At 44.0% G+C, this 26,279-nt stretch carries 21 protein-coding genes; 19 read left to right on the top strand and 2 right to left on the bottom strand.

Going from position 1 to position 26,279, the window contains the following annotated elements; genetic code table 11:
- Position 1: 1 nt before the first annotated feature.
- Both uvrA and HF888_RS15445 read right to left on the bottom strand, forming a co-directional pair.
- On the bottom strand, positions 2 to 2,830 hold the full coding sequence (uvrA, locus tag HF888_RS15450; protein WP_007018266.1) for an excinuclease ABC subunit UvrA: 2,829 nt from the start codon (positions 2,828 to 2,830) through the stop codon (positions 2 to 4).
- Positions 2,831 to 3,004: 174 nt separating this feature from the next.
- A complete protein-coding gene (locus HF888_RS15445) occupies positions 3,005 to 3,655 on the bottom strand; it encodes a response regulator transcription factor (protein WP_007018265.1) in 651 nt (216 codons plus the stop codon).
- A gap of 193 nt (positions 3,656 to 3,848) precedes the next feature.
- Here HF888_RS15445 and HF888_RS15440 point away from each other — a divergent pair, with 193 nt between their 5' ends.
- The 19 genes from HF888_RS15440 (at position 3,849) to HF888_RS15350 (ending at position 26,271) form a co-directional block, all read left to right on the top strand.
- Entirely contained in the window at positions 3,849 to 5,183 is a 1,335-nt protein-coding gene (locus tag HF888_RS15440) for an MFS transporter (RefSeq protein ID WP_007018264.1), read from the top strand.
- A 26-nt stretch (positions 5,184 to 5,209) separates the two neighbouring features.
- Complete coding sequence (ssb, locus tag HF888_RS15435; protein ID WP_007018263.1) at positions 5,210 to 5,836, top strand: single-stranded DNA-binding protein; 627 nt, start codon at positions 5,210 to 5,212, stop codon at positions 5,834 to 5,836.
- A gap of 197 nt (positions 5,837 to 6,033) precedes the next feature.
- Entirely contained in the window at positions 6,034 to 7,167 is a 1,134-nt protein-coding gene (locus HF888_RS15430) for an efflux RND transporter periplasmic adaptor subunit (protein ID WP_007018262.1), read from the top strand.
- Positions 7,164 to 10,250, top strand: a complete 3,087-nt coding sequence (locus HF888_RS15425; protein WP_243469386.1) for an efflux RND transporter permease subunit — start codon at positions 7,164 to 7,166, stop codon at positions 10,248 to 10,250. The genes HF888_RS15430 and HF888_RS15425 overlap by 4 nt, the downstream gene beginning before the upstream one ends.
- A gap of 72 nt (positions 10,251 to 10,322) precedes the next feature.
- On the top strand, positions 10,323 to 11,174 hold the full coding sequence (locus HF888_RS15420) for an SDR family oxidoreductase (protein WP_007018260.1): 852 nt from the start codon (positions 10,323 to 10,325) through the stop codon (positions 11,172 to 11,174).
- A gap of 131 nt (positions 11,175 to 11,305) precedes the next feature.
- Positions 11,306 to 12,289, top strand: a complete 984-nt coding sequence (locus HF888_RS15415; RefSeq protein WP_133308493.1) for a type IV pilus biogenesis protein PilM — start codon at positions 11,306 to 11,308, stop codon at positions 12,287 to 12,289.
- Positions 12,276 to 12,908, top strand: coding sequence for a PilN domain-containing protein (locus tag HF888_RS15410; protein WP_007018258.1), 633 nt, complete (start codon positions 12,276 to 12,278; stop codon positions 12,906 to 12,908). The genes HF888_RS15415 and HF888_RS15410 overlap by 14 nt, the downstream gene beginning before the upstream one ends.
- A gap of 22 nt (positions 12,909 to 12,930) precedes the next feature.
- A complete protein-coding gene (locus tag HF888_RS15405; RefSeq protein ID WP_007018257.1) occupies positions 12,931 to 13,518 on the top strand; it encodes a hypothetical protein in 588 nt (195 codons plus the stop codon).
- Positions 13,519 to 13,520: 2 nt separating this feature from the next.
- Entirely contained in the window at positions 13,521 to 13,862 is a 342-nt protein-coding gene (locus HF888_RS15400; protein ID WP_007018256.1) for a hypothetical protein, read from the top strand.
- Positions 13,859 to 15,433: a pilus (MSHA type) biogenesis protein MshL gene (gene mshL / locus HF888_RS15395; RefSeq protein WP_007018255.1), complete on the top strand. Its 1,575-nt coding sequence runs from the start codon at positions 13,859 to 13,861 to the stop codon at positions 15,431 to 15,433. The genes HF888_RS15400 and mshL overlap by 4 nt, the downstream gene beginning before the upstream one ends.
- A 28-nt stretch (positions 15,434 to 15,461) precedes the next feature.
- Complete coding sequence (locus HF888_RS15390) at positions 15,462 to 17,198, top strand: GspE/PulE family protein (protein WP_007018254.1); 1,737 nt, start codon at positions 15,462 to 15,464, stop codon at positions 17,196 to 17,198.
- Positions 17,199 to 17,207: 9 nt separating this feature from the next.
- Positions 17,208 to 18,425 carry a type II secretion system F family protein gene (locus tag HF888_RS15385; protein ID WP_007018253.1) on the top strand — a complete coding sequence of 406 codons (1,218 nt, stop codon included), beginning with the start codon at positions 17,208 to 17,210 and terminating at the stop codon, positions 18,423 to 18,425.
- 1 nt (position 18,426) lies between these two features.
- Positions 18,427 to 18,945, top strand: a complete 519-nt coding sequence (locus HF888_RS15380) for a prepilin-type N-terminal cleavage/methylation domain-containing protein (protein WP_007018252.1) — start codon at positions 18,427 to 18,429, stop codon at positions 18,943 to 18,945.
- 47 nt (positions 18,946 to 18,992) lie between these two features.
- Positions 18,993 to 19,499, top strand: a complete 507-nt coding sequence (locus HF888_RS15375) for a type II secretion system protein (RefSeq protein WP_007018251.1) — start codon at positions 18,993 to 18,995, stop codon at positions 19,497 to 19,499.
- Positions 19,500 to 19,518: 19 nt separating this feature from the next.
- Positions 19,519 to 20,034, top strand: a complete 516-nt coding sequence (locus tag HF888_RS15370) for a prepilin-type N-terminal cleavage/methylation domain-containing protein (protein ID WP_007018250.1) — start codon at positions 19,519 to 19,521, stop codon at positions 20,032 to 20,034.
- The gene (locus HF888_RS15365; RefSeq protein WP_007018249.1) at positions 20,012 to 20,527 is read left to right on the top strand and encodes a type IV pilus modification PilV family protein; all 516 of its coding nucleotides are present in this window, start codon (positions 20,012 to 20,014) and stop codon (positions 20,525 to 20,527) included. The genes HF888_RS15370 and HF888_RS15365 overlap by 23 nt, the downstream gene beginning before the upstream one ends.
- The gene (locus HF888_RS15360; protein ID WP_007018248.1) at positions 20,527 to 21,345 is read left to right on the top strand and encodes a type II secretion system protein; all 819 of its coding nucleotides are present in this window, start codon (positions 20,527 to 20,529) and stop codon (positions 21,343 to 21,345) included. Before HF888_RS15365 ends, HF888_RS15360 begins: the two co-directional genes overlap by 1 nt.
- Entirely contained in the window at positions 21,335 to 21,742 is a 408-nt protein-coding gene (locus HF888_RS15355) for a Sec-independent protein translocase family protein (protein WP_007018247.1), read from the top strand. Before HF888_RS15360 ends, HF888_RS15355 begins: the two co-directional genes overlap by 11 nt.
- Complete coding sequence (locus HF888_RS15350) at positions 21,739 to 26,271, top strand: CCXG family PEP-CTERM protein (RefSeq protein ID WP_007018246.1); 4,533 nt, start codon at positions 21,739 to 21,741, stop codon at positions 26,269 to 26,271. Before HF888_RS15355 ends, HF888_RS15350 begins: the two co-directional genes overlap by 4 nt.
- The last annotated feature ends 8 nt before the right edge of the window (positions 26,272 to 26,279 follow it).

Here is a 26,279-nt window from a genome sequence, read left to right as displayed (position 1 = left end):
ATTACTTCGCTGCCAGCATGGGTTTCAAGAATGTAGCCGTATGGCTGCCTTTTACCTTACTCAGGTTTTCAGGTGTGCCTTCCGCAATGATTTTACCACCGCCAGAGCCACCTTCAGGGCCAAGGTCAACAATCCAGTCAGCGGTTTTTATTACATCTAAATTATGTTCAATCACAACCACGGTATTACCGTGATCGCGCAGACGATGTAATACAGTTAATAGTTGCTGAATATCATGGAAGTGCAAACCGGTTGTGGGTTCATCAAGAATATAAAGGGTTTTACCTGTATCGCGTTTACTTAATTCCCGAGCAAGTTTTACTCGCTGTGCTTCGCCGCCGGAAAGTGTTGTGGCGTTTTGGCCCAAGCGAATATAACTTAAGCCGACGTCCATTAACGTGTCGAGTTTTCGCTTAAGTGCAGGAATAGCTTCAAAAAAGTCACAAGCATCTTCCACTGTCATATCCAATACTTCGTGAATATTTTTGCCCTTATAACGCACTTCCAACGTTTCACGGTTATAGCGCTTGCCTTGGCAAACATCGCAAGGCACATACACATCCGCAAGGAAATGCATTTCGACTTTAATTACACCGTCACCCTGACACGCCTCGCAGCGACCGCCTTTCACGTTAAAGCTAAAGCGACCGGCTTTATAGCCACGGCTTCGAGCTTCTTCAGTTCCAGCAAATAAATCGCGCACGGCGGTAAAGATACCTGTGTATGTTGCAGGGTTAGATCTTGGGGTGCGTCCAATAGGGCTTTGATCTATGTCTACGCACTTATCAAAATGATCCAAGCCTGCAATGCTTTCATACGGAGAAGGCTTCAAAGTGGAAGCGCGATTCAATTCAGTTGCTGCCAGTGGGAATAGAGTTTGGTTAATCAAGGTTGATTTACCACTACCTGATACACCTGTTACACAGGTTAACAAGCCAACCGGAATGTTCAGTGTCACGTCGTTTAAGTTATTACCGGATGCACCTGTGATCGTCAGTTGCTTTTGGGGATCCGCTTCATGGCGTTTTGTCGGAACTTCGATTTTTTGTTTGCCGCTTAAGTATTGGCCAGTAATCGAATTTTTGCATTTAGTGATTTGCTTAGGCGTGCCAGCAAAAATCACTTCGCCACCATGAACCCCAGCCCCTGGCCCTATGTCCACAAGGTAGTCGGCGGCACGAATAGCGTCTTCATCATGTTCAACAACTAATACTGTGTTGCCCAAGTCGCGCAAGTGCTCTAATGTTTTCAGTAGTCGATCATTGTCGCGCTGGTGCAAACCGATGGAAGGTTCATCCAGAATGTACATGACGCCCACAAGTCCAGCGCCAATTTGACTGGCTAAGCGAATACGCTGCGCCTCTCCACCAGAAAGTGTATCTGCACTGCGATCCAGGCTGAGATAGTTCAGACCCACGTTCACTAGAAAGTGCAGGCGGTCGTTAATTTCTTTTAGGATTTTATTAGCGATTTCGCCACGCTTGCCCTTTAGATTTAGCTTAGAAAAATAATCTAAAGCGGGACCGATAGGCATTGAGGTGATGTCCGCAATATTGTGGTTATCCACAAACACATTACGACTGGCTTCTTTTAGACGAGAGCCATTACAAGTGGGGCAAGGTTGTACGGAAAGCAACTTGGATAGTTCTTCACGCACCATAGCACTTTCGGTTTCATGATAGCGACGCGAAAGATTAGGAATGACACCTTCAAATGGATGTTCTTTTATAACCGTATCGCCTCGGCTATTAACATAGTGAAACGGTACGTCTTCTTGACCACTACCATAAAGGATCACGTTTCTCTGTTTTTTCGTGAGTTTCTTAAATGGCTTATCCATACCAAAGCCGAAGTGCTCGGCCACACTGCTCAGCATTTGGAAGTAATAAATGGTGCGTCGATCCCAACCACGAATGGCACCTTCGCCTAGGGTTAAGCTGCTATCAACAATCAGTTTGTCTGGATCGAAATATTGATCTACGCCTAAACCGTCACAGGTTTCACAAGCACCCGCGGGGTTATTAAAGGAGAACATACGTGGTTCTAAATCGGTAATGCTGTAACCACACACAGGGCAAGCAAATTTAGAACTGAACAATAGCTCAAGTTTGTCATCGTCCATGCCTTTCACTTTGGCAGTACCGCTAGTGAGTTCCAAAGCCGTTTCTAAAGATTCAGCAAGACGCTGCTCTAGTCCTTCGCGGACTTTAATGCGATCAACCACCACTTCGATGGTGTGCTTTTTGTTTTTATCAAGCTCTGGAACATCGTCCATGTCCACAACGATGCCGTCTACGCGTACACGCACAAAACCTTGACCGCGGAGTTGTTCGAATAGATGTAAATGCTCACCTTTGCGATCTTGCACCACAGGTGCCAGCACCATGAGTTTGCTGCCCTCAGGTAATGCTAGAATTTGATCTACCATCTGGCTGACGGTCTGTGCATCTAACACTTCGCCATGTTCAGGGCAGCGAGGTTCGCCGGCTCGGGCATATAGTAGGCGCAGGTAATCATAGATTTCCGTCACGGTACCAACAGTTGAACGAGGGTTGTGGCTGGTGGATTTTTGTTCAATGGAAATGGCAGGGCTTAGGCCTTCGATATGGTCCACGTCGGGCTTTTCCATCATGGACAAGAACTGGCGAGCGTAGGTAGAAAGGCTTTCTACATAGCGACGTTGCCCCTCTGCGTAAAGTGTATCGAACGCGAGAGACGATTTACCGGATCCCGATAAACCTGTGATCACCACTAATTTGTCACGTGGAATTTCTAAATCGATATTCTTGAGATTATGGGTACGCGCCCCACGAACCAATATAGTATCCATAAACCCCTGCTGCGCTGTGAGTGCAAAACGAACATTGTACTGATTTTTACGAGTAGACCCTAGGAGACTGTGTATTTCATTTGCCCATAGAGCACAAAAGCCAAGCACTTTCATAGTGAAAATGCTTGGCTTTGTATTCGCACATTTGCGGGGTTTAGATCATTTTTTCTTGGTTTAGCTTAGATCTTGTTCAGGCAAATATTCTTTGGCCCAGTTCACGGCTTGAATGCGGTTGCTTACGTCTAACTTTTTGAACAAGTTGTACATGTGCGTTTTTACCGTGTGAGTGCTCACATTGAGAGCGGCTGCAATATCAGCATTTTTAGCCCCACTGGCACTCAATGATAGAATTTGGCTTTCTCTGCGAGTTAGGTTGTGTGCCGGTTTTTGCTCGGGGGCAGGTGGTCGTCGATTATTTGCCATGAACTGGCTGAGGATGCGACGACTAAACCATAACTCGCCTCGTAAGATGGAGCGAATGCCTTTGCTTACATGGTTCTGGCTAGCACCTTTATAAAAGAAGCCACTGACATTGGGCCACTTCAGTAGCTCATCGTAGCTTTGCTGGCCATCCAGATTGATGAACACGACTTGGTTGTCTTTGGGTAGGCTTTCTAGCATTTGCCGGCAATTCTCAGCTCGCATGCCCATGGCGTCGACACAAATTAAGTGTGGTAGTTTGATTTTATGGTTATCGGCAGGTCGATAGTTTTCTAGCATGGAGCAGTCCATCTGCAGATGCTGTTGTAAAAAGCCGAGTAGTAGAGAGTTTTGAATGTTTTTCGGTCCAACGAGCCATAAATGGGGCTTCTGAGCGCTGTCCATACGCTGCCTTCCTTAAATTCCAGTTATTTAGATGGAGGTCGTATTGTATTGAAAAATGTGCAAAATGACAGGGAGTTGTGTATAAAATGTGACCGTTTGTGCATTAGACTTTCTTAATCATTCTTAAGCTTTTAAAATGCTCACCCTTTTTTTATCATCTGCGGCTTTTTACGCATTCTCTTTGTAGGTAATCATGACCCCCACCGAAAAACGTTCTGTCAGTACTCTGGCTTTAATTTACGCTTTGCGTATGTTCGGTTTGTTCATGGTGCTACCCGTATTAGCGCTCTATGCCGCTGATTATGAAGGTGCATCCGCTGCGCTAGTGGGTGTAGCCATTGGTGCTTATGGCCTCACCCAAGCTTGTCTTCAATTGCCATTTGGCATGTGGTCGGATCGTATTGGTCGTAAGCCGGTCATTTTAATGGGTTTGGCGTTGTTTACGCTGGGCAGTTTAATCGCAGGTTTAGCGGATAGCATCGTATGGCTCATTGTTGGACGTGCTCTTCAGGGGGCAGGTGCCATAGCCAGTACTTTGATGGCACTAATGACAGACTTGACGCGAGAAGAAAACCGCACCAAGGCCATGGCTAGTATCGGTGCTAGCATTGGCTTAGCGTTTACTCTTGCCATGGTAGCGGGCCCAGTTTTATCCAACTGGTTAGGGATGTCGGGCTTATTCTTGATGACGGCGGTATTGTCCATCATGGCCATGATTTTGTTAGTCAGGGCGGTTCCGACTCCTGTCGTGCAAATTCGATCCAGAGAGAGCCGAGCGTTTTTACATCAATTGGCCGATGTATTTAAAGATCGTCAGATCATGCGTTTAAGCTTCGGTATTCTAGTATTGCATGCTGTCTTGGTGGCATGTTTTGTGGCTATGCCTGTTTTGCTGGAACAATCGGGACTAAATAAGCAGGCTCATTGGAAAGTGTATTTACCCATCATGATTACGGCTTTCATGGCGATGGTACCGTTCATCATTATTGGTGAGAAGAAGCAGAAAATGAAACCCGTGTTGGCAATGGCTGTTGGTTTGCTGCTCGTTAGTGTGTTGTTTATGTGGCAGGCAGGCTTGATGTTTTGGGCTTTGGTGGCAGCGTTATGGCTCTTTTTCGTAAGTTTTAACATTCTTGAAGCCAGTTTGCCTTCGCTTGTGAGCAAATTCGCACCTGCAGGCTTTAAAGGAAGCGCCATGGGAATTTACAGCACGTGTCAGTTTCTCGGGGCTTTTATTGGTGGTGCATTAGGTGGCGTGATTACCGAAACTTGGGGGCTCTCAGCAGTCTTTGTGGCGACTGTGCCCTTAGTGGTATTATGGTTGGTCTTGGTGTTAACCATGCAAGCTCCCAAGCATTTAACCAGTTATCGAGTTGCGTTGACTGCATCCCGCGCCACAGAAGCGCTACAAACAGAACTAATGTCGGTACCGGGCGTTCATGAAGTCATGATTTTGGACCAAGCGGCCTATTTAAAGGTGGACAATAAAACCTTTAATCCGACATTATTGAAACCCTTAAATTTATAGCAATAGCCCACGGGCGGAGAAAGATTATGGCACGAGGCAGCGTCAATAAAGTTATCATCATCGGCACCCTGGGTCGCGATCCAGAAATGCGCTATTTGCCTAACGGTAACGCTGTATGTTCAATTAGCGTAGCCACTGACGAGGGCTATAAAGATCGTAATACTGGCCAACAAGTAGATAAAACAGAATGGCACCGTGTAGAGGCCTTTGGTCGTCTGGCAGAGATCGTTGGTGAATACCTTAAAAAGGGAAGCAAGGTTTACTTTGAAGGTAAACTGCGCACAGACGAATACGAAAAAGACGGGATTAAGCGTTATTCTACCAAAATCATTGCTAACGAAATGACTATGCTAGATAGCCGCAATGCGCAGCAAGATGGTATGGGTGGCGGTTACGGTCAGCCCATGGGGCAACCTGCTGCCCAACCTCAGCAAGCACCACAAGCAGCTCCACAGCAAGCACCTTACGGACAGCCGCAACAGGCACCGCAGCAACCCGCGGCCGCACCTTATGGTCAGCAACCACAACAAGCACCGCAAGCACCTTACGGTCAACCTCAACAGGCGCCACAGCAGGCACCGCAACAACAAGGTCAACCGCAGCCGCAACCAAGCAATGCGTTTGATGATTTCGATGATGATATTCCTTTTTAACACTCATCCAAAATAGCTGTAAAAATTGTGCAACATCAGAAACCCCACTTGCAAAGCAAGTGGGGTTTTTTTATTGCGCAATCTGTTTTGCTGATGAGTGCGTAATTAAGGTACTTAAAGAAGTGTAAATCTGGTTGGGTTTATCTTTGAGCTTGGTAATAATGAATTAAACACTACATTCGAAGCATCGCGTCATTATGAAAAAACAGCATCTCTCTATTCTCGTTATTCTCATTGCTGGATTAGCTATCGCCTATAGCATTATTAAATCCGCACCAAAACCGCAAAAAAAGATTGAGAAAGAGATAGAGCCCTTGGTTGAAGTAACCGATTTTAAACCAGCAACAGAACCACCTTATTGGCGCGGTGGGGCAACGGTAAATGCCAATGATTATGTGCAATTAGTGGCTCAAGTTACAGGCCAGCTAGAATGGGTAAATCCAGATATAAAGCCAGGGATGTTTGTGGAAAAAGGCACACTGCTCGCACAAATTGAAGACGCAGACTATCAGCTTCAACTGCAGCAAAAGCAAGCGGCTTCTATCCAGGCTCAAGCTAACCTCGATATCGAGTTAGGACAAGTGGAAAACGCGCGCAGTGATTATCGCTTATCGGGCATTGAACTTAATCCTGTGGCCAAATCTTTGGCTTTACGTGAACCTCAGTTAAGCTCCGCGAAAGCGGCTTTGAAGATGGCGAAAGCGGATTTGGCGAAAGCGAAATTAAATCTTCAGCGTACTCAAATTAAAATGCCTTTTGATGGACATGTTTTGCAGCAAATGGCATTCACAGGTTCTTATTTAAATAATACGAACGCCGTCTTTACTATCATAGATAGCTCGTTTTTTTGGGTTGAAGTCAGTGTGCCAAATCATTTCTTATCCATATTGGATATATCGGCTTCTGCACAAGTTCGCTCATTGACCAGCGACGCATCACGTCAAGCTCGCATCTTAAGCATTTCTCCATCTGTAGATGCAAATGATCGTCAAGCGCGGGTTTTATTGGAAATACCAAAACCCCTCGATACGTCTAATGGTCAGCCATTGATTCGCTACAACGACTACATAGAGGTAACGCTTTATGGAAAGCAACAAGCGAATCTATTCCGTTTGGCCAGTGATAAAGTTGATACAGCTGTAGTGTGGGCTGTGGATAAAAACAATCAACTCAAATCGATTCCTTTTAGCTTAGTGTTCAAGGGTCGAGAATACTCATGGGTTAAATTTGACGGTGAGCAGATCAATTCATATCGGCAACTGATTAGCGAACTCAGTGACAAGCAAGACGGCCTAAAAGTGCGCGTACAATCTGTTGATGGGGCGCAATGATGAAAGATGCTTTTTTACACTCTGGTCCAATTGCTTGGATGGCGCGCCATGGTGTTGCCAGTAACCTATTGATGTTGGCTTTACTCGTAGGTGGTTTGCTTACTTCTTTTACGATCAAAAAAGAGTTTCTACCTGAGTTTTCTGTAGACGTGGTGCAAGTGCGTTTAGTTTATCCGGGGGCAACGCCCACCGAAATGGAACAAGGTGTCGTATTGCCAGTGGAAAATGCATTAGCTGAGATGGATGGTATTTCCGATATTAATGTCACGATTCAAGAGGGCTATGCCACCTTGAGTGTGGACATTGAAGCCGGTGAAGACGTGCAACAAATGTATCAAGATATTTTGCAAGAGGTAAATCGAATATCGACATTTCCGGCACAGATGGAACAGCCTATTGTTAGCATTTTTGCGAGAAAACATGAGTTGATGGAAATCGCGCTGCATGGCGATTTAAATCGTTTTGAAATGAAGCGCTTAGCCGAGAAGATTAAAGCCAAAATAATTAACTCTTCTTCGGTTTCTCAAATTGACTTAAGCGGTGCACCTGCCGAAGAAATCCATGTTGAGATACCAAGTTTAGCATTGAAAAAATACAATTTAAGCTTAGCCCAAGTTGCCGCTACGGTTAGCGAGAATGCTGTGGAAAAAAGCGCTGGAACGGTAAAAACCCAAGGCGGCGATATATTGGTGACACTGAATGATCGCCAATACTGGGCCGGAGAATTTGCACAGCTACCTTTGATTCAAAATCAGAATGGAGTGGTGTTACGTTTAGGGGAGGTTGCCACTGTAAAAGAGGGTTTTGAAGATACACCCGATTTAGTCACCCTCAATAAGCAGGATAGTGTTGCTTTCGACGTTTATCGCTCAGGTAATCAGACTCCCACAGAGGTGGCGGATACCGTATACGATATGTGGCCAGAATTGGAAGCTATGCTTCCTGAGGGTATGTATCTAACGGTCATCGACGATGATGCACAACTATATCGAGAGCGCCTCGGGTTGCTATTAAAAAATGCGCTGATCGGTCTGGCCTTGGTATTTATTCTCTTAGGTATTTTCTTAGAGTACCGTTTAGCGTTCTGGGTCACCATGGGTATTCCAACCTCCTTTCTTGGCGCCATGTTATTCCTTCCTGCATTTGATGTTTCAATCAATATGATTTCTATGTTCGCTTTTATTATCTCGCTGGGCATTGTGGTGGATGATGCGATCATTGCGGGAGAAAATATCTATGAGAATTTAGATAAAGGGTATAGCCGAGTCGAGGCGGCCATCATGGGTGCTAAGCAAGTAGCTGTCCCCCTGAGTTTTGCTATTTTAACTAATGTGGCCGCATTCTTGCCGCTGTTCTTCATGCCTGGTGGTATGGGCAAAGCTATGATGGTAATCCCTGCAGTGGTGGTTACTTGTTTTGCTATCTCATGGATTGAAGCACTCTTTATTTTGCCTTCACATATAGCGCAATTAAAAAACAAGCCAAAGGGAAAAATTGGTGTGAAACTAGGTCGTGTTCAAGAGAAAGTGGATGCACGTTTGCAGTCGTTTATCAGTTATCAATATCGACCAACATTAGCTTTTTTACTCGACCGACCAGGCATGACATTGGCAACGAGTTTGGCACTTGCGGCTATCGTATTTTCGTATGCTGCTAGTGGGCGCATGGGTTTTTCTTTGTTCCCTGTGTTAGAGGGAGAGTCTGCCATATTGATGATTGAAATGCCGCCGAATGCTCCACTTAGTGAGACCAAGAAAGCAAGAGATTACGGTGAGGAGGCACTGCGACAAATTATCGAGCCTATCGAACAACAGCACGGTGACTTTTTGGTAAGTGTCCAATCTTCGATTACAGGCAGTAGTATCGAAGTAGACGCACGATTAATCAGTGATGAAGATCGAGCCTACAGTACAAACGAAATTGTAGACCGGTGGCGCCAAGCCTTAGGAGAGATTGCAGGTGTTAAAAGCATCAGCTTTGATGCTGAAAGAGGTGCTGGGCCAGTAAGCGGTCGACCTTTCACGTTGGAATTGCGCTCTTCTGATACACAGCAACTGAGCGATGCCAGTGATTTTATTATGGCGAAGCTCGACGAAATTGGATCAGTAAAAGATATCAGCAATTCGCTCACTGGAGGTAAGCCTGAGTGGGATATTGAATTAAATGACTATGGCCGTAGTTTAGGTTTCAGCGCATCCAATGTTGCCGATCAGGTGAGAAATAACTTGTATGGTGCGAGGGCACTTCGCCAGCAACGAGGAAAAAACGAAGTCACTGTATTAGTGCGTTTGCCCGAGCAAGAGCGCCAATACCAAACCGATATAGAATCGTTAGCAATACGAACGCCGCAAGGGAGTTGGGTACCACTGTCAAGTATTGCCCATTTAGACAAAGGGCGTGCACCAGAAAAAATTCAGCGTAAAAACGGTTTACAGGTGGTGACAATCAGTGCCGCGGTTGAGCCTAGATCGCTTATACCAAACTTGCAGAAAAGCTTAGAGGCTGACACGTTTCCCGAATTCAAACAGCGATATCCGCAGGTGAAAATTGGTTACAGCGGCCGCCAAGAAGACGAGCAAGAGAGTTTTGCCAGTTTGATACAAGGTTTTGTTTTCACGTTGTTAGCGATTTATATTTTGTTAGCAATTCCGTTTAATAGTTATAAACAACCGAGTTTGATCATGGCAGTGATTCCTTTCGGTGTGGCTGGAGCACTGTGTGGATTGATTTTACTGAACTATGGACTGTCGATTATCGCGATTATGGGGATGTTGGCTCTCTGTGGTGTCGTGGTGAACGATAGTCTGATTTTAGTGGATTACGCTAACCAACGGCGGGCGGCAGGCGTTGCGGTTAAACAGGCTATCATAGAGGCAAGTGAACGTCGTTTTCGTCCGATATTATTAACAACCGTAACGACCTTTGGCGGTCTTGCTCCTATGGTATTTGAGACGTCAAGACAGGCAAAATTTATTACGCCCATGGCGGTATCATTAGGTTTTGGAATTCTGTTCACTACGTTTGTATGCCTATTGGTCTTGCCGACCTTGTATCTATTATTAGAGAGGCGTAGCCAGGAATAGTTGTTCGCGGAGCTAGCATCTAGGGCTTAAGCTTGGTAAATTTAGGCCCTAAGTTTTTCCAAGTAGTGGTTCATGTCAGCTTCCTTTCACATAGTTATTCTCGGTGCCGATAATCCGGTGGGTAGAGCACTTACTGAGTTAGCACAGGAGAAAAAAGTCTCTTTGCATGCTATTTACAGCACCGATTGGGATTTGTCTGATATTGATACAGTGCAGTCTCGCTTAAAAGAATTATCCCCTCAGTTTTTAATTAATTGTATTCGGCCGTTGGGTTCCGGTACTACTGCACATATTGCTAGTGTATTGGCTCAGGTCTGCTGTACCTTAAATATCCCCTTACTGCAATTATCCAGCAATGCGGTATTCGCAGGCCAAGAGTCCCATGTGTTTAAAGAAGATGATGAGCCTTACCCAGGCACTGCTATTGGCCAGCAAGTCCTTGCGGTTGAAAACGCAATACAAAGCTCATGTCCGCGACACATGATTTTGCGAGTGGGTTGGCTGTTTAGCTCACAAGGACATGATGATGTCTCGCGTTTATTGGAGCTAGCGCAAACCGAGTCTGTGTTGCACCTAAGCGATAGTAAAGTGCTATGTCCAACCAGTGCATGTGATATTGCAGCGGTGTTGATGGCGATGGTGTATCAGGCTCGTTATGCTGAGCTTTGGGGTATCTATCACTATTGTAGTGCTGAAAAAACCAATTTATATAAATTTGCCGAGGTGGTGGTGGCAGAGGCACGTCAATATGAGGATTTACCTCTACAGGAAATTCAAGTGGATGCCAGTCACGAGATGAACGCCCAGTTTAGCGAATCGAGTCCACGGTTAAACACTAAAAAGATCTTGCATACCTTTGGCATTAAGCCTAAACCTTGGCGCCAAGCGCTATCGCGTATTCTCAAAAAGCGCTATAACAAATAGCGCTCAACTACCTTTCTCTTCTTCTATGCCCTGTCACCAAATGATGACTTGCATATTCTTAAACACTCAATTGGCGCAACTGTTTATTCCTGACTAGAGTTAAACGAGACAAGTGTCAGTTAGGTAAGGATGTGCTCTTGATCTCATGGGACCCAAGACTTTGGTTTCGTCGTCGTTTGCCCAAGCCAGAAGGCACAGTATCCCTATGTTTTATGAAAGATGGGGTGGCCATTTGCCATAAGGCCAAAATGGCTGATCAACCTGAGAAAATCGTGCGCGCAGAGTTCGCTCCGGTTCCGCCATCAGAACAGGTTGGTTATGTTCGAGGCTGGGTAGCTCGCTACCATCTAGTTAACGCAGACTGTTATTTGGTGTTGCCACCAAATGAATATGAATTGGAGCTCATTGAACGTCCCCAGGTGCCTGATGAAGAATTACTGGAGGCCGTTCGTTGGCGTAGTAAAGGCCTATTGAGTACGCCTGCGGCCGATGCGGTGATAGATGTGTTACCTCTACCTGAAGATGCATACCGTGGTCGTATGGATATGATTTATGTAGCAGCGGTTGCTTCTGAGCACATTAGGCAGCGCGTTAAACAAATAAAACAGATTGGTTTAGATCTGAAGATTATTGATATCTGGCATATGGCTCTGCGCAATATGGCGCTCTATTTACCAGAAATGGAAAACGGTAATGTGGCGTTGTTAGAGCTGCATGAAAATAGCGGCACCATTAGCATGTTTAGTCACCAAGATATGTATTTAACGCGCAGTATCGAACTTGGTTTTTCTAGCTTTTTGCAAACTGACGATGCATTCCAGCTGGATGATGAGGTGATGCTGGATCGTCTTGCATTAGATTTACAGCGCTCATTGGACTATTACGAAAGCCAACTTGGAAAGGGTGTCGCTACGCGCATTCACTTATTACCTATTGAACACGACGCCATTGATATAGTCACTTCTTTGCAAGACCGGTTAGGCATAAATGTCGAGTCTTTCGAACCACAGACCATTCTTCCGATACACAAAGAAATTGAAATCCCCCATGATCTTTTGGCTTACTATTTACCTGTTTTAGGTTCTGTCTTAAGGAGGTCCGATGCAACAAGTTAACCTCTATCTTGATGAATTTAAAAAAACGGAAGTGCCATTCTCTGCTGCAATTTTTCTCATTATCTGTGGCTACAGTATTGTTTTCAGCATTGTAATTAGTTTGCTACTAAGGGGCGTTATCTTTTACGAAGTTAAGGCACTCACCGAAGCGTTAAACTCTGCAAAAAAGTGGCAGGAGCAATTAGCGATCGCTGAGCGTATGTATCCAGAACCAAAAATCGATCCTATATTGCTTAAGCAGATAGACAGTAAACAACAACAAGTGACCCGTAATGATCGTGTGCTTGAATTTCTAGATAGTAATGGTTTGGCGCAAAAAGATGCAGCTTTCTCCGAATTTTTAGGCGCATTTACTAGGGTTGAACAAGAAGGATTATGGCTAAAGCGGATTCAAATTGAGTCAGGCGGATCATCAATGCGTATTGAAGGTTATGTACTAAAACCCAAGGCTTTGCCTAATTATTTAAAAAAGTTAAGTAAAGAGCCAGTATTCAACGGAATGGACTTTAAAGTGTTTGATTTAAAGCGCGACAAAGCTGTGATGGAGTTTGTCGTAAGTTCTAAAGTGGAGTCAAGCAACATTGAAACATTATTGGAAAATAGCGCAACAAATTTTTGAGGCCTACTCGCTTAGAGAGCGTATGACCATCACATTTGGTTGCTCTTTGGCGTTTGTCTTAGTTCTGCTATTCACACTTTGGATTCCCAAGGTGGAAACGATTTTGGGTCTTCACCAACAGCAAGAGAGAGCCGTCGCGCAAGAGGCAGCGAGTAAAGCCGCTATTTTGGAGTTAGAAAACCGCTCAAAACAAGACGTTAACGCGCCATATCGGAAGCAACTTAAAGGTTTAGAAATACAAGTGACCGAGCAGGAGCGAACCATTGAAGATTTAACTTCATCACTTATTTTGCCTAATAAGATGACACAGGTTTTCTCTGAATTATTGGATGAGCGATATTTGAAAATCATCAAACTTAAAAATCTAGAAGCTAAGCCCATTGAGTTGGACCAAAAGCAAACAGATTCTTCAGTATTGTTTAAGCATGGCCTATCGCTAAAACTGCAAGGACGATACTTAAATACAATGGATTATATCAAGCAAATTGAATCGCAACCTTGGAAGCTTTACTGGGAAAGCCTTGATTTCAAAATGGAAAAGTATCCAAATGGCGTTCTTGATCTTAAAGTACATTCCATTAGTACAAGCGATCATGTTTTGGGTTTATAGCTATGAAAAAATGGATGATGGTATTCATGGTACTGATCGTACCGATTCTAGCGCATGGATTTGATCCAATGGCACCACCTAATTTAGGTGGTAAGTCGATGATAAAACCCAAGCAAACGATAAGTGGTAAAAAGGTGTGGGTATTAACGCAGACTATCGTCAATGAACAGCGACGTATCGCGGTTGTCGATGGTGAGGTGTTGCAGCAAGGTGCCACCTACAAGGGCTGGTTAGTGGCTGATATTTCCGCTGGTTCGGTTGTATTGACCAAGCAAGGACGGCAGAAAAAACTGAGTATTACAAAACCAGTTAGCCCAGTGAAAACGCGAAGGGATCCATTATGAGACATATTTTTTATGCCAGCGCATTGTTAATAGTATTGAGTGCTTGCAGCACAATGGATCAACATGATTTACCAGTGGCTGATCGTGCATTACAAGAAACGAAAGATGATACACAGGCTCCAATACAAAGCTCAGCGAATATACAACAAAGTATTGATGAAAGGTTGCAACGGGAACGGTTTGACGTAGTCGCTGATAAAGTAAATGCTCAAGAATTTTTTGCAAGCTTGGTTGAAGGCACAGAGATTAATATGGTTGTACATCCAAAAGTACGGGCCAGTATTAGTTTGCGTCTATCGGATGTCACACTTCTCGAAACACTCAAGGCTGTACGTGATCAATACGGATTGCAATTTAGAAAAACCGAATATGGTTATCGCATACTCCCTCGAGACTTACAAAACCAAGTGTTTCCTGTGAACTATCTAAACGTTACTCGTACGGGAAGCAGTGGTCTCACTGTGTCTAGTGGGCAAATCACGAGTAAAAATACTTCTGCCGATAATGTGAATAGTACAACCGCTTCGCAGTTATCGACTGCTAGTAAAATACAAACGACAGCGTCCTCCGATTTTTGGCAAACCTTAAAAACCTCGATTACTACTTTAGTGGGGAGTAGTGAAGGGCGAAAAGTCATTGTAGATTCACAAGCCAGTCTAGTGGTAGTTCGTGCCTTCCCAAATGAAATTTCAGCAGTAGAACAGTTTTTGGATAAAGCGCAACTATCTCTAAACAAGCAAGTGATTATTGAAGCCAAAATACTAGAGGTTACTTTGAATGATGGCTACCAGGCAGGTATCCAGTGGGATGGATTAGCCAGTTCAGGTAGTACAGAGTTTACACCTAGTTTAAGTGCTACCACTCTTAGAAATCCCGATGATATTGACGGTATCTTTTCATTGGCATTCACAGGTTCTGACTTTACCGGTGTGATTCAGCTATTGAAGCGACAGGGAAAAGTCCAAGTTTTATCAAGTCCAAGAATTTCCACAGTGAATAATCAAAAAGCGGTGATTAAAGTCGGCACAGATGAATTTTTTGTGACTGACGTAAGCAACGATACCACGACGACCACTACAACAACGAGTACCAATCCCGAGGTCACACTTACACCATTCTTCTCAGGTATAGCGTTGGATGTCACACCACAGATCAGCGAAAACAATGATGTCATTCTGCATGTTCATCCGAGTGTGACCGAAGTGGTTGAACGCAATAAAGTCATTGAGTTGGGCGATGATATATTCAATCTGCCATTGGCGGTCAGCAGTATTCGCGAGACAGATAGCATAATTCGAGCACGTAATGGTCAGGTCGTTGTCATCGGCGGCCTACTGCAAGATAAACAATCGCGTACGGATGCCAGCGTCCCTTGGCTAGCACGAATTCCGATTCTGGGTGCGCTGTTTCGGCAAAGCGATCAAGAATCAACAAAAAGTGAGCTGGTTATTCTACTTCAGCCAAAAGTAGTTGATGAAGATACTTGGCAAGATAGTCTTCGCACGATTAAGAACCAATTTCCGTATTGGCGCCGTGAAGCCGAACGTGAAAGTCAGAGCTATCAGCCCTAATTAGAGAACAGATACTCAGAGCAACTTTATGTTAAATAAAGACAAGCACAGTAAAGTTCGAGTGGGTGACTTGCTGGTAGAAAAAAATATCATCAGCGAGGATCAACTACAGCAAGCACTTGATGAACAGAAGCGATCAGGTCGGAAACTAGGTCGTGCGATCATTGACCTCGGTTTTGTAAATGAAGACGATCTATTGATGGAGTTGTCTTCGCATTTTGCAATGCCATTCATGGACATCTCTCGTTTCCAGTTTGATAGTGAAATTACTCGGCGTTTACCAGAGGGGATTGCTCGGCGCTATCGCGCGATTGTTTTGGTAGAAGAAGAGTATCAATACTTCGTCGGTTTTGTTGATCCCTTGGATATATTAGCCGTAGATGAAGTTAAGCGTATTCTCAAAAAAAATGTGGTTCCAGCATTTGTAAAAGAACAAGAATTGCTGAATGCCATCGATCGAATATACCGTCGCACTGAGCAGATTGCTTCTCTCGTTGGTGAGTTAGATGAAGAGCTTGGCGAAAGCGATGTAGACCTAGCAACTATCCTTGCAGAGTCCGATGCTAGTGAGGCTCCGGTTGTTCGCTTGCTGCAGAATATTTTTGAAGATGCAGTTCAAGTAAGTGCTTCAGATATTCATATAGAACCAGATGAAAGTGTTCTGCGTGTACGTCTCCGTATTGACGGTGAGCTGCAAGAACAAGTCATGAAGGAAAAGCGTGTTGTAAGTGCGCTTGTTAGTCGCTTGAAAATTATGAGTGGTTTGGATATATCAGAAAAACGCCTGCCACAGGATGGGCGCTTTAATATTCGTATATTAAATCACAGTGTTGATGTACGTTTGTCAACATTACCCACACAGTATGGCGAAGCTGTGGTCATGCGCTTATTGGATCAAAGCCAGGGTCTTTTGGATATCAATTCTCTCGGCATGACTAAACATGTTCGAGACCGCTTTAAAACACTCATAACTCGTCCTCATGGCATGGTACTGGTTACTGGCCCAACCGGTAGTGGTAAAAGCACAACTCTTTACGCTGCGTTGAATAGCCTAAATGCAAAAAATAAGAAAATTATTACTGCAGAAGACCCAGTTGAATATCGCCTACCAAGAATCAACCAAGTGCAAGTTAATGCAAAAGTTGGATTAAATTTCGCTAGGATTTTAAGAACCGCTTTACGCCAAGATCCAGATATTATTTTGATTGGCGAAATGCGTGACACAGAAACCATGGAAATCGGTTTACGGGCCGCTATGACAGGTCACCTTGTTCTATCAACACTGCATACAAATGATGCCATATCCAGCGCTATGCGATTGATGGATATGGGCGCAGATTCTTATTTGGTTGCGTCGAGTTTGCGAGCAGTGATAGGTCAGCGTCTAGTTCGTAAGCTCTGTCAAAATTGTAAGCAAGTATATGAACCAAACGAGCAAGAAAAAAACTGGTTGCGCGGTTTAGGTGAGGAACCGGGGACTCATACTTTTTATCACGGCGAAGGCTGCACTCATTGCTCTAACACGGGTTATGTTGGACGTACCGGTGTATATGAGTTGCTAGAGCTGGATGATGCCATGTTGGATGCATTGCGACGTAATGACCTCGCGGATTTCAGTCGGTTGGCTAAAGAAAGTGATTTGTATATGCCACTAGCAGAGTGTGCTTTGGAATATGCCATCACTGGTCGTACATCTATTAGTGAGGTATTCAAAATTTCTGCTAGCTTGGATGACAGTGCGTTATCCATTGAAAGTCTACGCTAGGAGCCGCCTATGGCAATGTTCTCTTTTAAAGCTCGAGACGAACATGGACAGGTTCATGAGGGTGAATATGAAGCTGCAAATCGCGATTCTGTAGCCGATCGGCTTTTACAAGAAAGCCTTACGCCGATTAGTATTCAGCTGTTAGAACGAACTTCGCCGAAAATAGAGTGGCAGCGGTTTTTGCCCCAGCCAAAAGTCGACATTGAAGACATGGTTATTTTTTGTCGTCAAATGCATGCGCTTTCCCGCAGTGGTATTCCAATTATGCGAGCAGTACTCGGTTTAGCAGAAACTACGCGCAATACGACATTGGAAAATATTCTTCGGCATGTGGGTAATGATTTAAGTCGTGGTAATACCTTGAGTCAAAGTTTACGTGCCCACGAGCATCACTTTACGCCACTCTTCATTAGTATGATTCAAGTGGGTGAAAGCACGGGTAATCTGGACGAAGCATTTAAACAGTTGGTAGATCATTTAGAAATGGAGCGAGATACCAAGAAAAAAGTGAAGGCAGCATTACGTTATCCAAGCATGCTCATAAGTGCTATTTTCATAGCGATCATAGTGGTCAATATGTTCGTTATACCAAGCTTTGCCAATGTCTTTAATCGCTTTGGAAGTGATTTACCTCTTGCCACTTCTATTTTATTGAATACTTCTAATTTTTTTATTCACTACTGGTGGGTTCTGTTGTCGGTTCTGTTAGTGACCGTGAGCTTCTTCTTTTACTACTTAAATAGTGAGAATGGTGCCTATTGGTGGGATCAATACAAACTGCGACTACCGATTATCGGATCACTCCTAAATCAAATAGCACTGTCGCGTTTTACACGTACTTTTGCCATGCTTTTTAAGGCTGGCGTGCCTATTTTACAAAGTCTAGATTTAAGTGCTGAATCAGTGGGGAATCGCTATATTGCTCAGCATATACTGGATATGAGGCAAGGCATTGAGCGCGGCGATACCCTTTCTCGCACGGCCTATGCGTCAGGTATGTTTACACCTCTTATTTTACAAATGATTTCCGTTGGTGAAGAAAGCGGTGCAGTCGATACGTTGTTGATGGATGTTAGTCAGTTCTACGACGAGGAAACAGACTATCGAGTTAAAAATATCAGTGCATCATTGGAACCGATTCTACTGATTTTTATGGGAGCGATGATACTTATCTTGGCATTAGGTGTGTTTCTACCCATGTGGGATTTGGGTGTGGGGGGGCGCTGATATGAGTAGGAAAAATGGCTTCAGTATGTTGGAGTTGGTTATGGTGATTTTGATCATTGCGATCATCGCCGCCACTGCCATGCCTAGATTTATGGACAATTCTAAGCAAGCCCATGCAAGTTCAATCGCTGCCACAGGCGGTGCGTTGGCTAGCGCAGTGATCTTATTACGCGGCCAGTGGGTGTCTAATGGTCAGCTAGGTGAGCAGGATAATGTGAATGGATACGGTAATAGCGATATTGCGACCACATCACAAGGCTGGCCAAGTGATGCTGGTCGAGGTAGCGCATCAAATCATAGCGCTATGATTGAGGGTGACCATCGACGTTGCCGTCGTATTTGGCAAGGTCTATTGGTGAAAAGTGCCCCCTCCGTGGTTGCCGATGAGACTTTAAAATCTGATTATCTCGCTGTTGCTAGTAGTGGTTCTCTGTGCGTGTATCAATATCGATCGAATAAAAATCATGGAGAAATTATCTACAATTTGTCTAGTGGAGATGTACAAACTCTATTGCATTAAAAATATGGTCTACACTTATTAATAGTCTAAGACAGGAGAGTAGTCGTATGGCGATGACATGTAATCAAACTACATTGCAGCAAGCAAAAGCACAGGGTTTCACTCTAATCGAATTGATTATGGTGATTGTAATTTTAGGGATATTATCAGCGTTTGCTTTACCCAAATTTGCCGATTTTACCGGGGATGCGGAAAGCTCCAGTATTGAAGGTGCAAAAGGTACAGTGCGCTCTGCCTCGGCCATTGCTCATGCAGCATGTTTAGCCACAGATAATTGTAATGCATCGGCTGCGACCTCCAACGTGACGTTAGAGGGGGTAAGCGTAGCTATGGTTTATGGTTATCCATCAGTAGCTGGTATTCAAGATGCGTCCGCTCTTGATGGTTACGCTTTGACTGTTGACGGTACGGATCTTATTGTCTCAATCAATACGAGTGATGGCAGTCCCTGCTTTACCTACAGCCAAGCTACACAGACGGGCACAAACCCAATCAGTGCGCCAACTATTAGTGCTGTCGCGACGTTCGATTCAGCGAATACTGAGTGCAACTAGTGGCTAGCATGGATCAGTTATGCAAAAAGGAATGGGTTTTACCCTCATTGAGCTGATCGTTGTTGTCGTTATTATTTCCATTCTTGGGGTGCTAAGCATAGGATTGTTTAGCAGCCCTTCTCAGTATTCAGCTAGCCTTAGTAGTAAGCAATGGCTTACTCAATTGCGAAGCGCTCAGCTTCAAGCCCTGCAAAAACAAGATGCAAATAATCTTGTTCAATTTTTAGCTCAAGCCAATGGAAATGAATGGCGGCTACAAATCCTGTTCCGAGGCAACTCCATTACGCAAGTCCAAGTTAGCGCCAAAGACCAACGCTTAGCCTTTAGTGATTCGGATTTTTCATCGGCATGCAGCGCATTGCCTAGTGCGAATTTACCTCTACGTTTTTTTTATGATGGCCTCGGACGATTCGTTGCGTCGGATGGCTCTGCAATCAACAGCAACCAACGGTTATGTTTTGAGGGTGGAAATTCGGTAATTGACTTATGTTTAGCACCCAGTGGGTTAGCGTATGAAGGTGCCTGTGTTAATTAGCCGGCAAATAGGGGTGACCCTTATAGAACTCATCATCAGTATTGTTGTGATCGGTATTGCGCTGGCGGCTTTGATATCCAATCTTGCATCGGGTATTGCTCGTAGTTCCAATCCAATGCTAGAGCAACAAGCCTTGGCTCTATCTCAAGCTTATCTTAACGAAATTACTGCAATGGCATTTGATGATCAAACACCCATTGGCGGTGGTCAGGTGCCGGCTTCACAAAACCCATGCGAGCAAAGTACAGAAGGTCAAAGCAGGGAAGATTTTGATGATGTCGATGATTATCACGGCTTAGTAGAGCAACCACCACAGCTCATTGAGACTAGTCTGGATTTAAGTCGGTTGCAGGAGTATTCGGTCAGTATTAGCGTAAATTGTGCGGGCACGGATTTAGGGATTGCAAATGAGTACGCCAAACGAATATTCATTTCGATTCGTTTACCAGGTGGTGATGTTCGTTCATCCAGTAGTTACAAGGGTAATTTCTGATGTCTCGTGGATTCACGTTAGTTGAACTTATTATCGTGATTGTTATTACATCGATTTTAGCAGTGGGTAGCGTCCGTTTCATTAGTTTCAGTGCGCAGGGGCTGGTGGATACGGCAAGCCGTAGTGACCTGAGTTCTTTATCTCTTATCGCATCAGAGAAACTAAAGCGGCAGCTTGTTAATGCTCTTCCTAATAGTATTCGCACCAACAGTAGTGGAAATTGTTTGGAATGGATTCCTATTTTAGCCGCAAGTGAATACGTTCAAGCGCCGTTTATTGGTTCACCAGATACTAAAACTGAGGTACATCTATTAACGGTTTCTAGTGAACTACCCGACGAAGGACGCTTAGTAATTTATCCTAGCGTGAATAACGCGGATACCTTATATGACATCAGCCGAAATCCGGGGCGCATCAGCAATAATATTGCGGTCCCGACCTCAGTGAGTAGTGATGTTTCTGTTTATCAGTTTGCATCTGGCGCTGAGTTTCAATTTGAACGAACATCACCCCAGAAGCGAATATTTATTGTTGATGAACCCAAGTCGATATGCCAACAAGGCACACAACTTTTTTTGTATGAAAGCTATGGGTTCAATAGTTCAGCAAATAGTTATCCCACTGGATTACCTTCAACCATTCCCAATCGAGTCATTCTCGCAAACAAGCTTGTTGCGGGTTCTATTGTATTTCGATATTTACCTATGTCGCTGCGCCGTAATGCGCTTGTGGGTTTTAGCATGGAGTTTAGAAACGATGAAAAAGTGCAAGAAACACTGTTGCTGACCGAAGAGGTACAAATTCGCAATGTTCCCTAAGCAATCTGGATTCGGTCTACCTACCGCATTGTTCGTTATTTTGGTCATCATATTAATCGTGGCGGCGATCAATACGTTAAATCAAATCAACGCTGACACCTACGGTCGACAATGGTTAAGCTTGAGAGCGTTTTATGCGGCAGAATCAGGGGCAAACTTAGCGGCTACATATTTTCTTAGCGATCTTACCGCGCCAGCCTGCAGCAATAGTTTTATTAATAATCTAAATTTATCGGGAAATGGTTTAAACGATTGCCTAATCAATGTTAGCTGTGAGCAGCAAAGTGATAATGGTGAGGATTTCTTCACTTTGACCAGTACAGGACAATGTGGTCAAGGATCTGGCCAAACAACTCGTATCATACAAATCCGTGTTAAAGCGGAGATAGGTCCATGAAAACACCGCTTGTCTTGCTTTTGTTTTCACTTTTCAGTGGCTTTGCCGAAGCCTATTGGAATTGCGCTTTCCCATATCGTACGACTCTCGAGATTGAAGAAGTCACCGGAAACACGTTAACGAACTATCAAGTGCAACTACAGCTTAATGGCAGTCGATTAAATCCCGCATATTCATGGACGCAAGATGGGCAGGATATGAGGATACTCGATTCTGATGACCAAACTGAGCTAGAGTTTTGGATTGAGAATTGGAATGGCGATACAGAGCAAGCTAGCGTTTGGGTCCGCTTACCAACGGTTTCAGCCAATCAAATTAAAACGATATATATTTATTATGGAAATCAGTTTGCACCTGAACGATCGAATGTTCCGTTCACGTTCACCGAACCAGGAATAAAGTTTCATAGCCGTCAAAATCAAATAGATCCAGATTCGCTAACAGAAACTCGAAGTCTATTTAATTTAGCTGGCGATAATACAGCTGGATACGGATGTACGATCATTGATGAAATAACGGGGCTATCTAATAGTGATTTATTTGGCGCTGGTCAAAATTTTATCGGATACAGCGAAACATTTTTTGAAGTAGAAGAGAACGAGGCTGGCACTTGGGAGATCCGCTATGCATCTGACTTTGGCTATGGTGGTGGGTTATATGTTAATGGACAGGTTTTAGCGGAAGACTGGCAAGGTAATCTTTGGTGGAATGATAATTGGTCCAGCAGTGATGTTCTATCTGGCTCCATTGAGCTATCGTCCGGTTTTCACAGACTAGAAGTGATTGGTGCGGAGGATTGTTGTGACGGTGGCTTGTATGTGCAATATCGGCCTCCTGGTGAAGTGTCTTGGTTTGATTATAGCGTGACGAATCGCGAGATACGTTCCCGTGTATGTCCTGTTCGTGAACCAATTGTTCGCTACGGAGCACAAGATACAGCCAGTTGTCCGAGTGCTACTGCTTTCTACCGCTTAGATAAAAATGTATGGACTGGTAATGGCAGCGTTATCGACCAATCGGGGCGTTTCGCCGGAACGATGCAAGGGCAGGTTAGTAATGTTGTTGATGGTCAGGTTTGCTCTGCTGCAAGAGTGGCAAATAATAACAGTGATATTTCCTTTGATGGTATTCAAACCGGGGTAGATTTAGACAACGACATAGGTACTTCAGGCACAATTGCCTTTTGGGTCCGTTACAATAGCGCGTGGAACGCAACAGGGCCTGCTCATACTTTGCTGGATGCAACTGAAGTCATAACCGGTACAACTGCAGATAAGTATTTTTTATTGCAAAAAGAATCAAATGGTCGATTAAGGTGGCGCTTTGAGGATAGTTCTGATCGCGATTTTAGTTATACCGAACCAGCTTTATCCACAACAAGACAAGCCAACATTTGGTATCACATTGCTTTAACGTTTGATTACGTAAACAACGAGTTCAAACTTTATGTTAATGGTGAATTAGTAATCGATGAAAGCCCATCAACTAATGGTACGGTAACGGGCTTTGATAATATTGTATTCGGTGATAATTATCCCGGCAATGTCATTGGTCCAGGACCATCGAGTAATTCAGATTTCGATGAGATTGCTATCTACAGTACTCCTCTCAATATTAGTCAAATCAGAGGATTACTTGTTCCACGTAGGAGTTGCCAACCGACGCTGCTACGCGCATGTGAAGGTACTTTTCCTGATGGTATTGCCACAACGGGGCGAAACACACTTATTGATTTCGGTTTCAATAGTCAGCTAATAAATAATGCTGATAGCCAACTAAGTGCCAATTCGATTCGGTTTAACGGTGGCTCGACTTTACTCAGTTGTGAATCGGTTCACTGCAGCAATGGTGATGAGTTGGTTAATAGTGTTGATCCTGGGAGATTCCAGCGGGGCAGTGCGGGACGAGATGTGTTTGTCTTGTTTTTTACAAGTGCTACCGTGGGTGCATTTGATGATTATGACAATGTGACCACATCATTTTTATCCAATCTTACTTTTACTAATGATAACTTTGATACCTTTTATATTGATCGACTAGATATTGCGGGTTCATCTCAAGTCACGTTCGAAGCAGGAACATACTGGATAAATGAGCTATCCATAGGAAGTTCAGCAGAAATAAATGTGGCTGAGGGGCCCGTTCGTCTATATGTAAATCGGGCGATCAATGTAGGTTCTTCTGCGCTTATTAACTCTCCTGCATTAGATTCATCAGGCTCTACCAGCGCGTTATTACTCTACGCGTATGATGATGTAACGTTTAATTCTAATGTCACTTACAGTGGCACTATCTATAGTCAAGGCAGTGTCAGTTTAGGTTTTGATGCGCAATTATATGGTGCAGTTACAGCGAATGAATACTTCAGCAATAGCGAAGCCAAGGTGGTATTTGATGAAGCTTTGTATGACGGGCTTAATGATATCCAATGGTGTGAAGGCAACCAAACACGCCTTGGTTCGTTACAAATTTCCACACCGTCTATTGGCATTAACTGCTTGCCAATAGAAGTAGTCATAACTGTATTTGATACTAATGGAGATGTCATAACAGACTTTTCCGATACGATTACATTGTCGACTTCCCAAGGACATGGAGATTGGTCTCTGTCTGCTACCAGTAATGGCATTATTAACAATGATATTGCAAATGATGGATTAGCCACTTATACCATGTCGGCTGATGATAATGGGCAAGTAACTCTTTTATATAAAAATACCTTTGAGGAATTAACCGATATACGAGTGGAACTCGCACCTGCTATAGATTCATCGCAAACGCAGTTCAATGCGGCAGGTTTTGTTTTCAGTTCACTTCCTCCTCAAGTAGCAGGGCTACCCAGTATAGGACACACCTTGCGCGCAGTGGAAACAGATGACACTACAGGCTCATGCCAGCCTTTACTTTTACAAGATCAAACCGTGCAAATGGCAGCAGTGTGCTTAGATCCATCAACTTGCTCTTCAACAACATTGCAAGTCGATGGCCAATCCCTTGTCATGAATGCAAATACTACCAGCCCTGCATACAGTGATGTGACACTGAATTTTGGTGATGCCAGCAGCGAAACGGCGTCGTTCTCTTATCAATATGACGAAGCAGGTTTGGTTCAACTATTAGCCCGATATGACTTACGGGATGATAATGGTCAAGTGACGGGTAACTTTATTCAAGGTGCTTCAAATAATATCGTGAATACCCCTGCTGGTTTTTGTGTTCGCGCACCTGAAGCTGATAGTGCATGCACGAGCCCTGGGCTAAGCGCAAACTGTACGGCTTTCAAGCAAGCAGGCAGTTTATTTGATGTTGATGTTCAAGCAAAAACCTATGGTGATGGAAGCGCGAATTTTTGTAGCTTTAATACTACAACGCAGTTTAATAGCAGCCTCGATTTACAACATGGTTTAGTCAGTCCAACGATTGCCGACGGTGGTCGTGCTGGCAATCTCAGTCAGAGCAGCATTGCTTTGACTAATGGTGCCGCCTCAACGCAGCTATCCATCACTGAAATGGGTGTGTTTAATTTACGAGTGGGAGGTAATAGTTATCTTTCACAAGTTTTACCGGTAAGCACATCCGAAAATATTGGACGATTTTTTCCAAAAGACTTTTTTATCCAAAGCCATGTGGCGCCTATTTATAGTGATGGTAATACCGGTTTTACCTATACTGGCCAATTAACGACTGACGAAAGTAAAGGGGCTATTGAATATAGCAATGCACCGAGCTTATCGATCTTAGTAAGAGGCGCTAATAACCAAAGCTTACAGAATTATCTATCTCCTTTGAGCTCTGTGTTAGCACTAAGTGCAACGGCGAGCAGTCAGACTTTGGGAATCGATGGTTCCAACCTATCGATCAACACTTGGTTTAGCTCGGGTAGTTTCGATTTATTGCCTGGCTCAGCATCCATTCAATATGAATTCAGTGCTGCTGATGGCTTTAGTTTTGTGCGTGAACAGAATAGCCAAATAGCACCTTTTAACAATGATATAGAGCTGGTTGTTACTTCACTATCCGATGCACAAGGCATCAGTCTTGCGCAGGGTGAATATCGGTTGCCAGGTTCTGGTGGAGAGATACGCTTCGGTCGCTTCAATATCGATAATGCTTTTGGTGTTGAGACTCAGGCGATTGAGCAGCGTTTCTTTACAGAATATTTTGATGGTGGCCAATTCATTCTAAACGATTTGGACAATGCCACACCTTATGATTTAACAAACGTCATTAACCTATCTGTTACTGATGCGGGGGATGCAAGTAATCCTCTGACCCTGACAAGCAGTACGATCTCTTTTGTTGATGGCAATACTGGAGTTTTAAATAACGGCATTGCATTGGGCCAATGGTCCGCTACGAGCAACGGTGAATATGGGCGCTACCAATTGTTTTATGATGCGCCACTGTGGTTAAAACATAATTGGGATGAGTCAACGGATGGGTCCATTGAAGACCCATCCGCAGAGGTGAGCTTTGGTCAATATCGAGGTAATGACCGAGTGATTTATTGGAAAGAGATTAGCTACTAAGTTTCAAG

This window comes from Bermanella marisrubri (assembly GCF_012295615.1).
Lineage (GTDB): Bacteria > Pseudomonadota > Gammaproteobacteria > Pseudomonadales > Oceanobacteraceae > Bermanella > Bermanella marisrubri.
The sequence above is the reverse complement of the archived record's forward strand: the minus strand, read 5'-3'. Positions and strand labels throughout refer to the sequence as shown.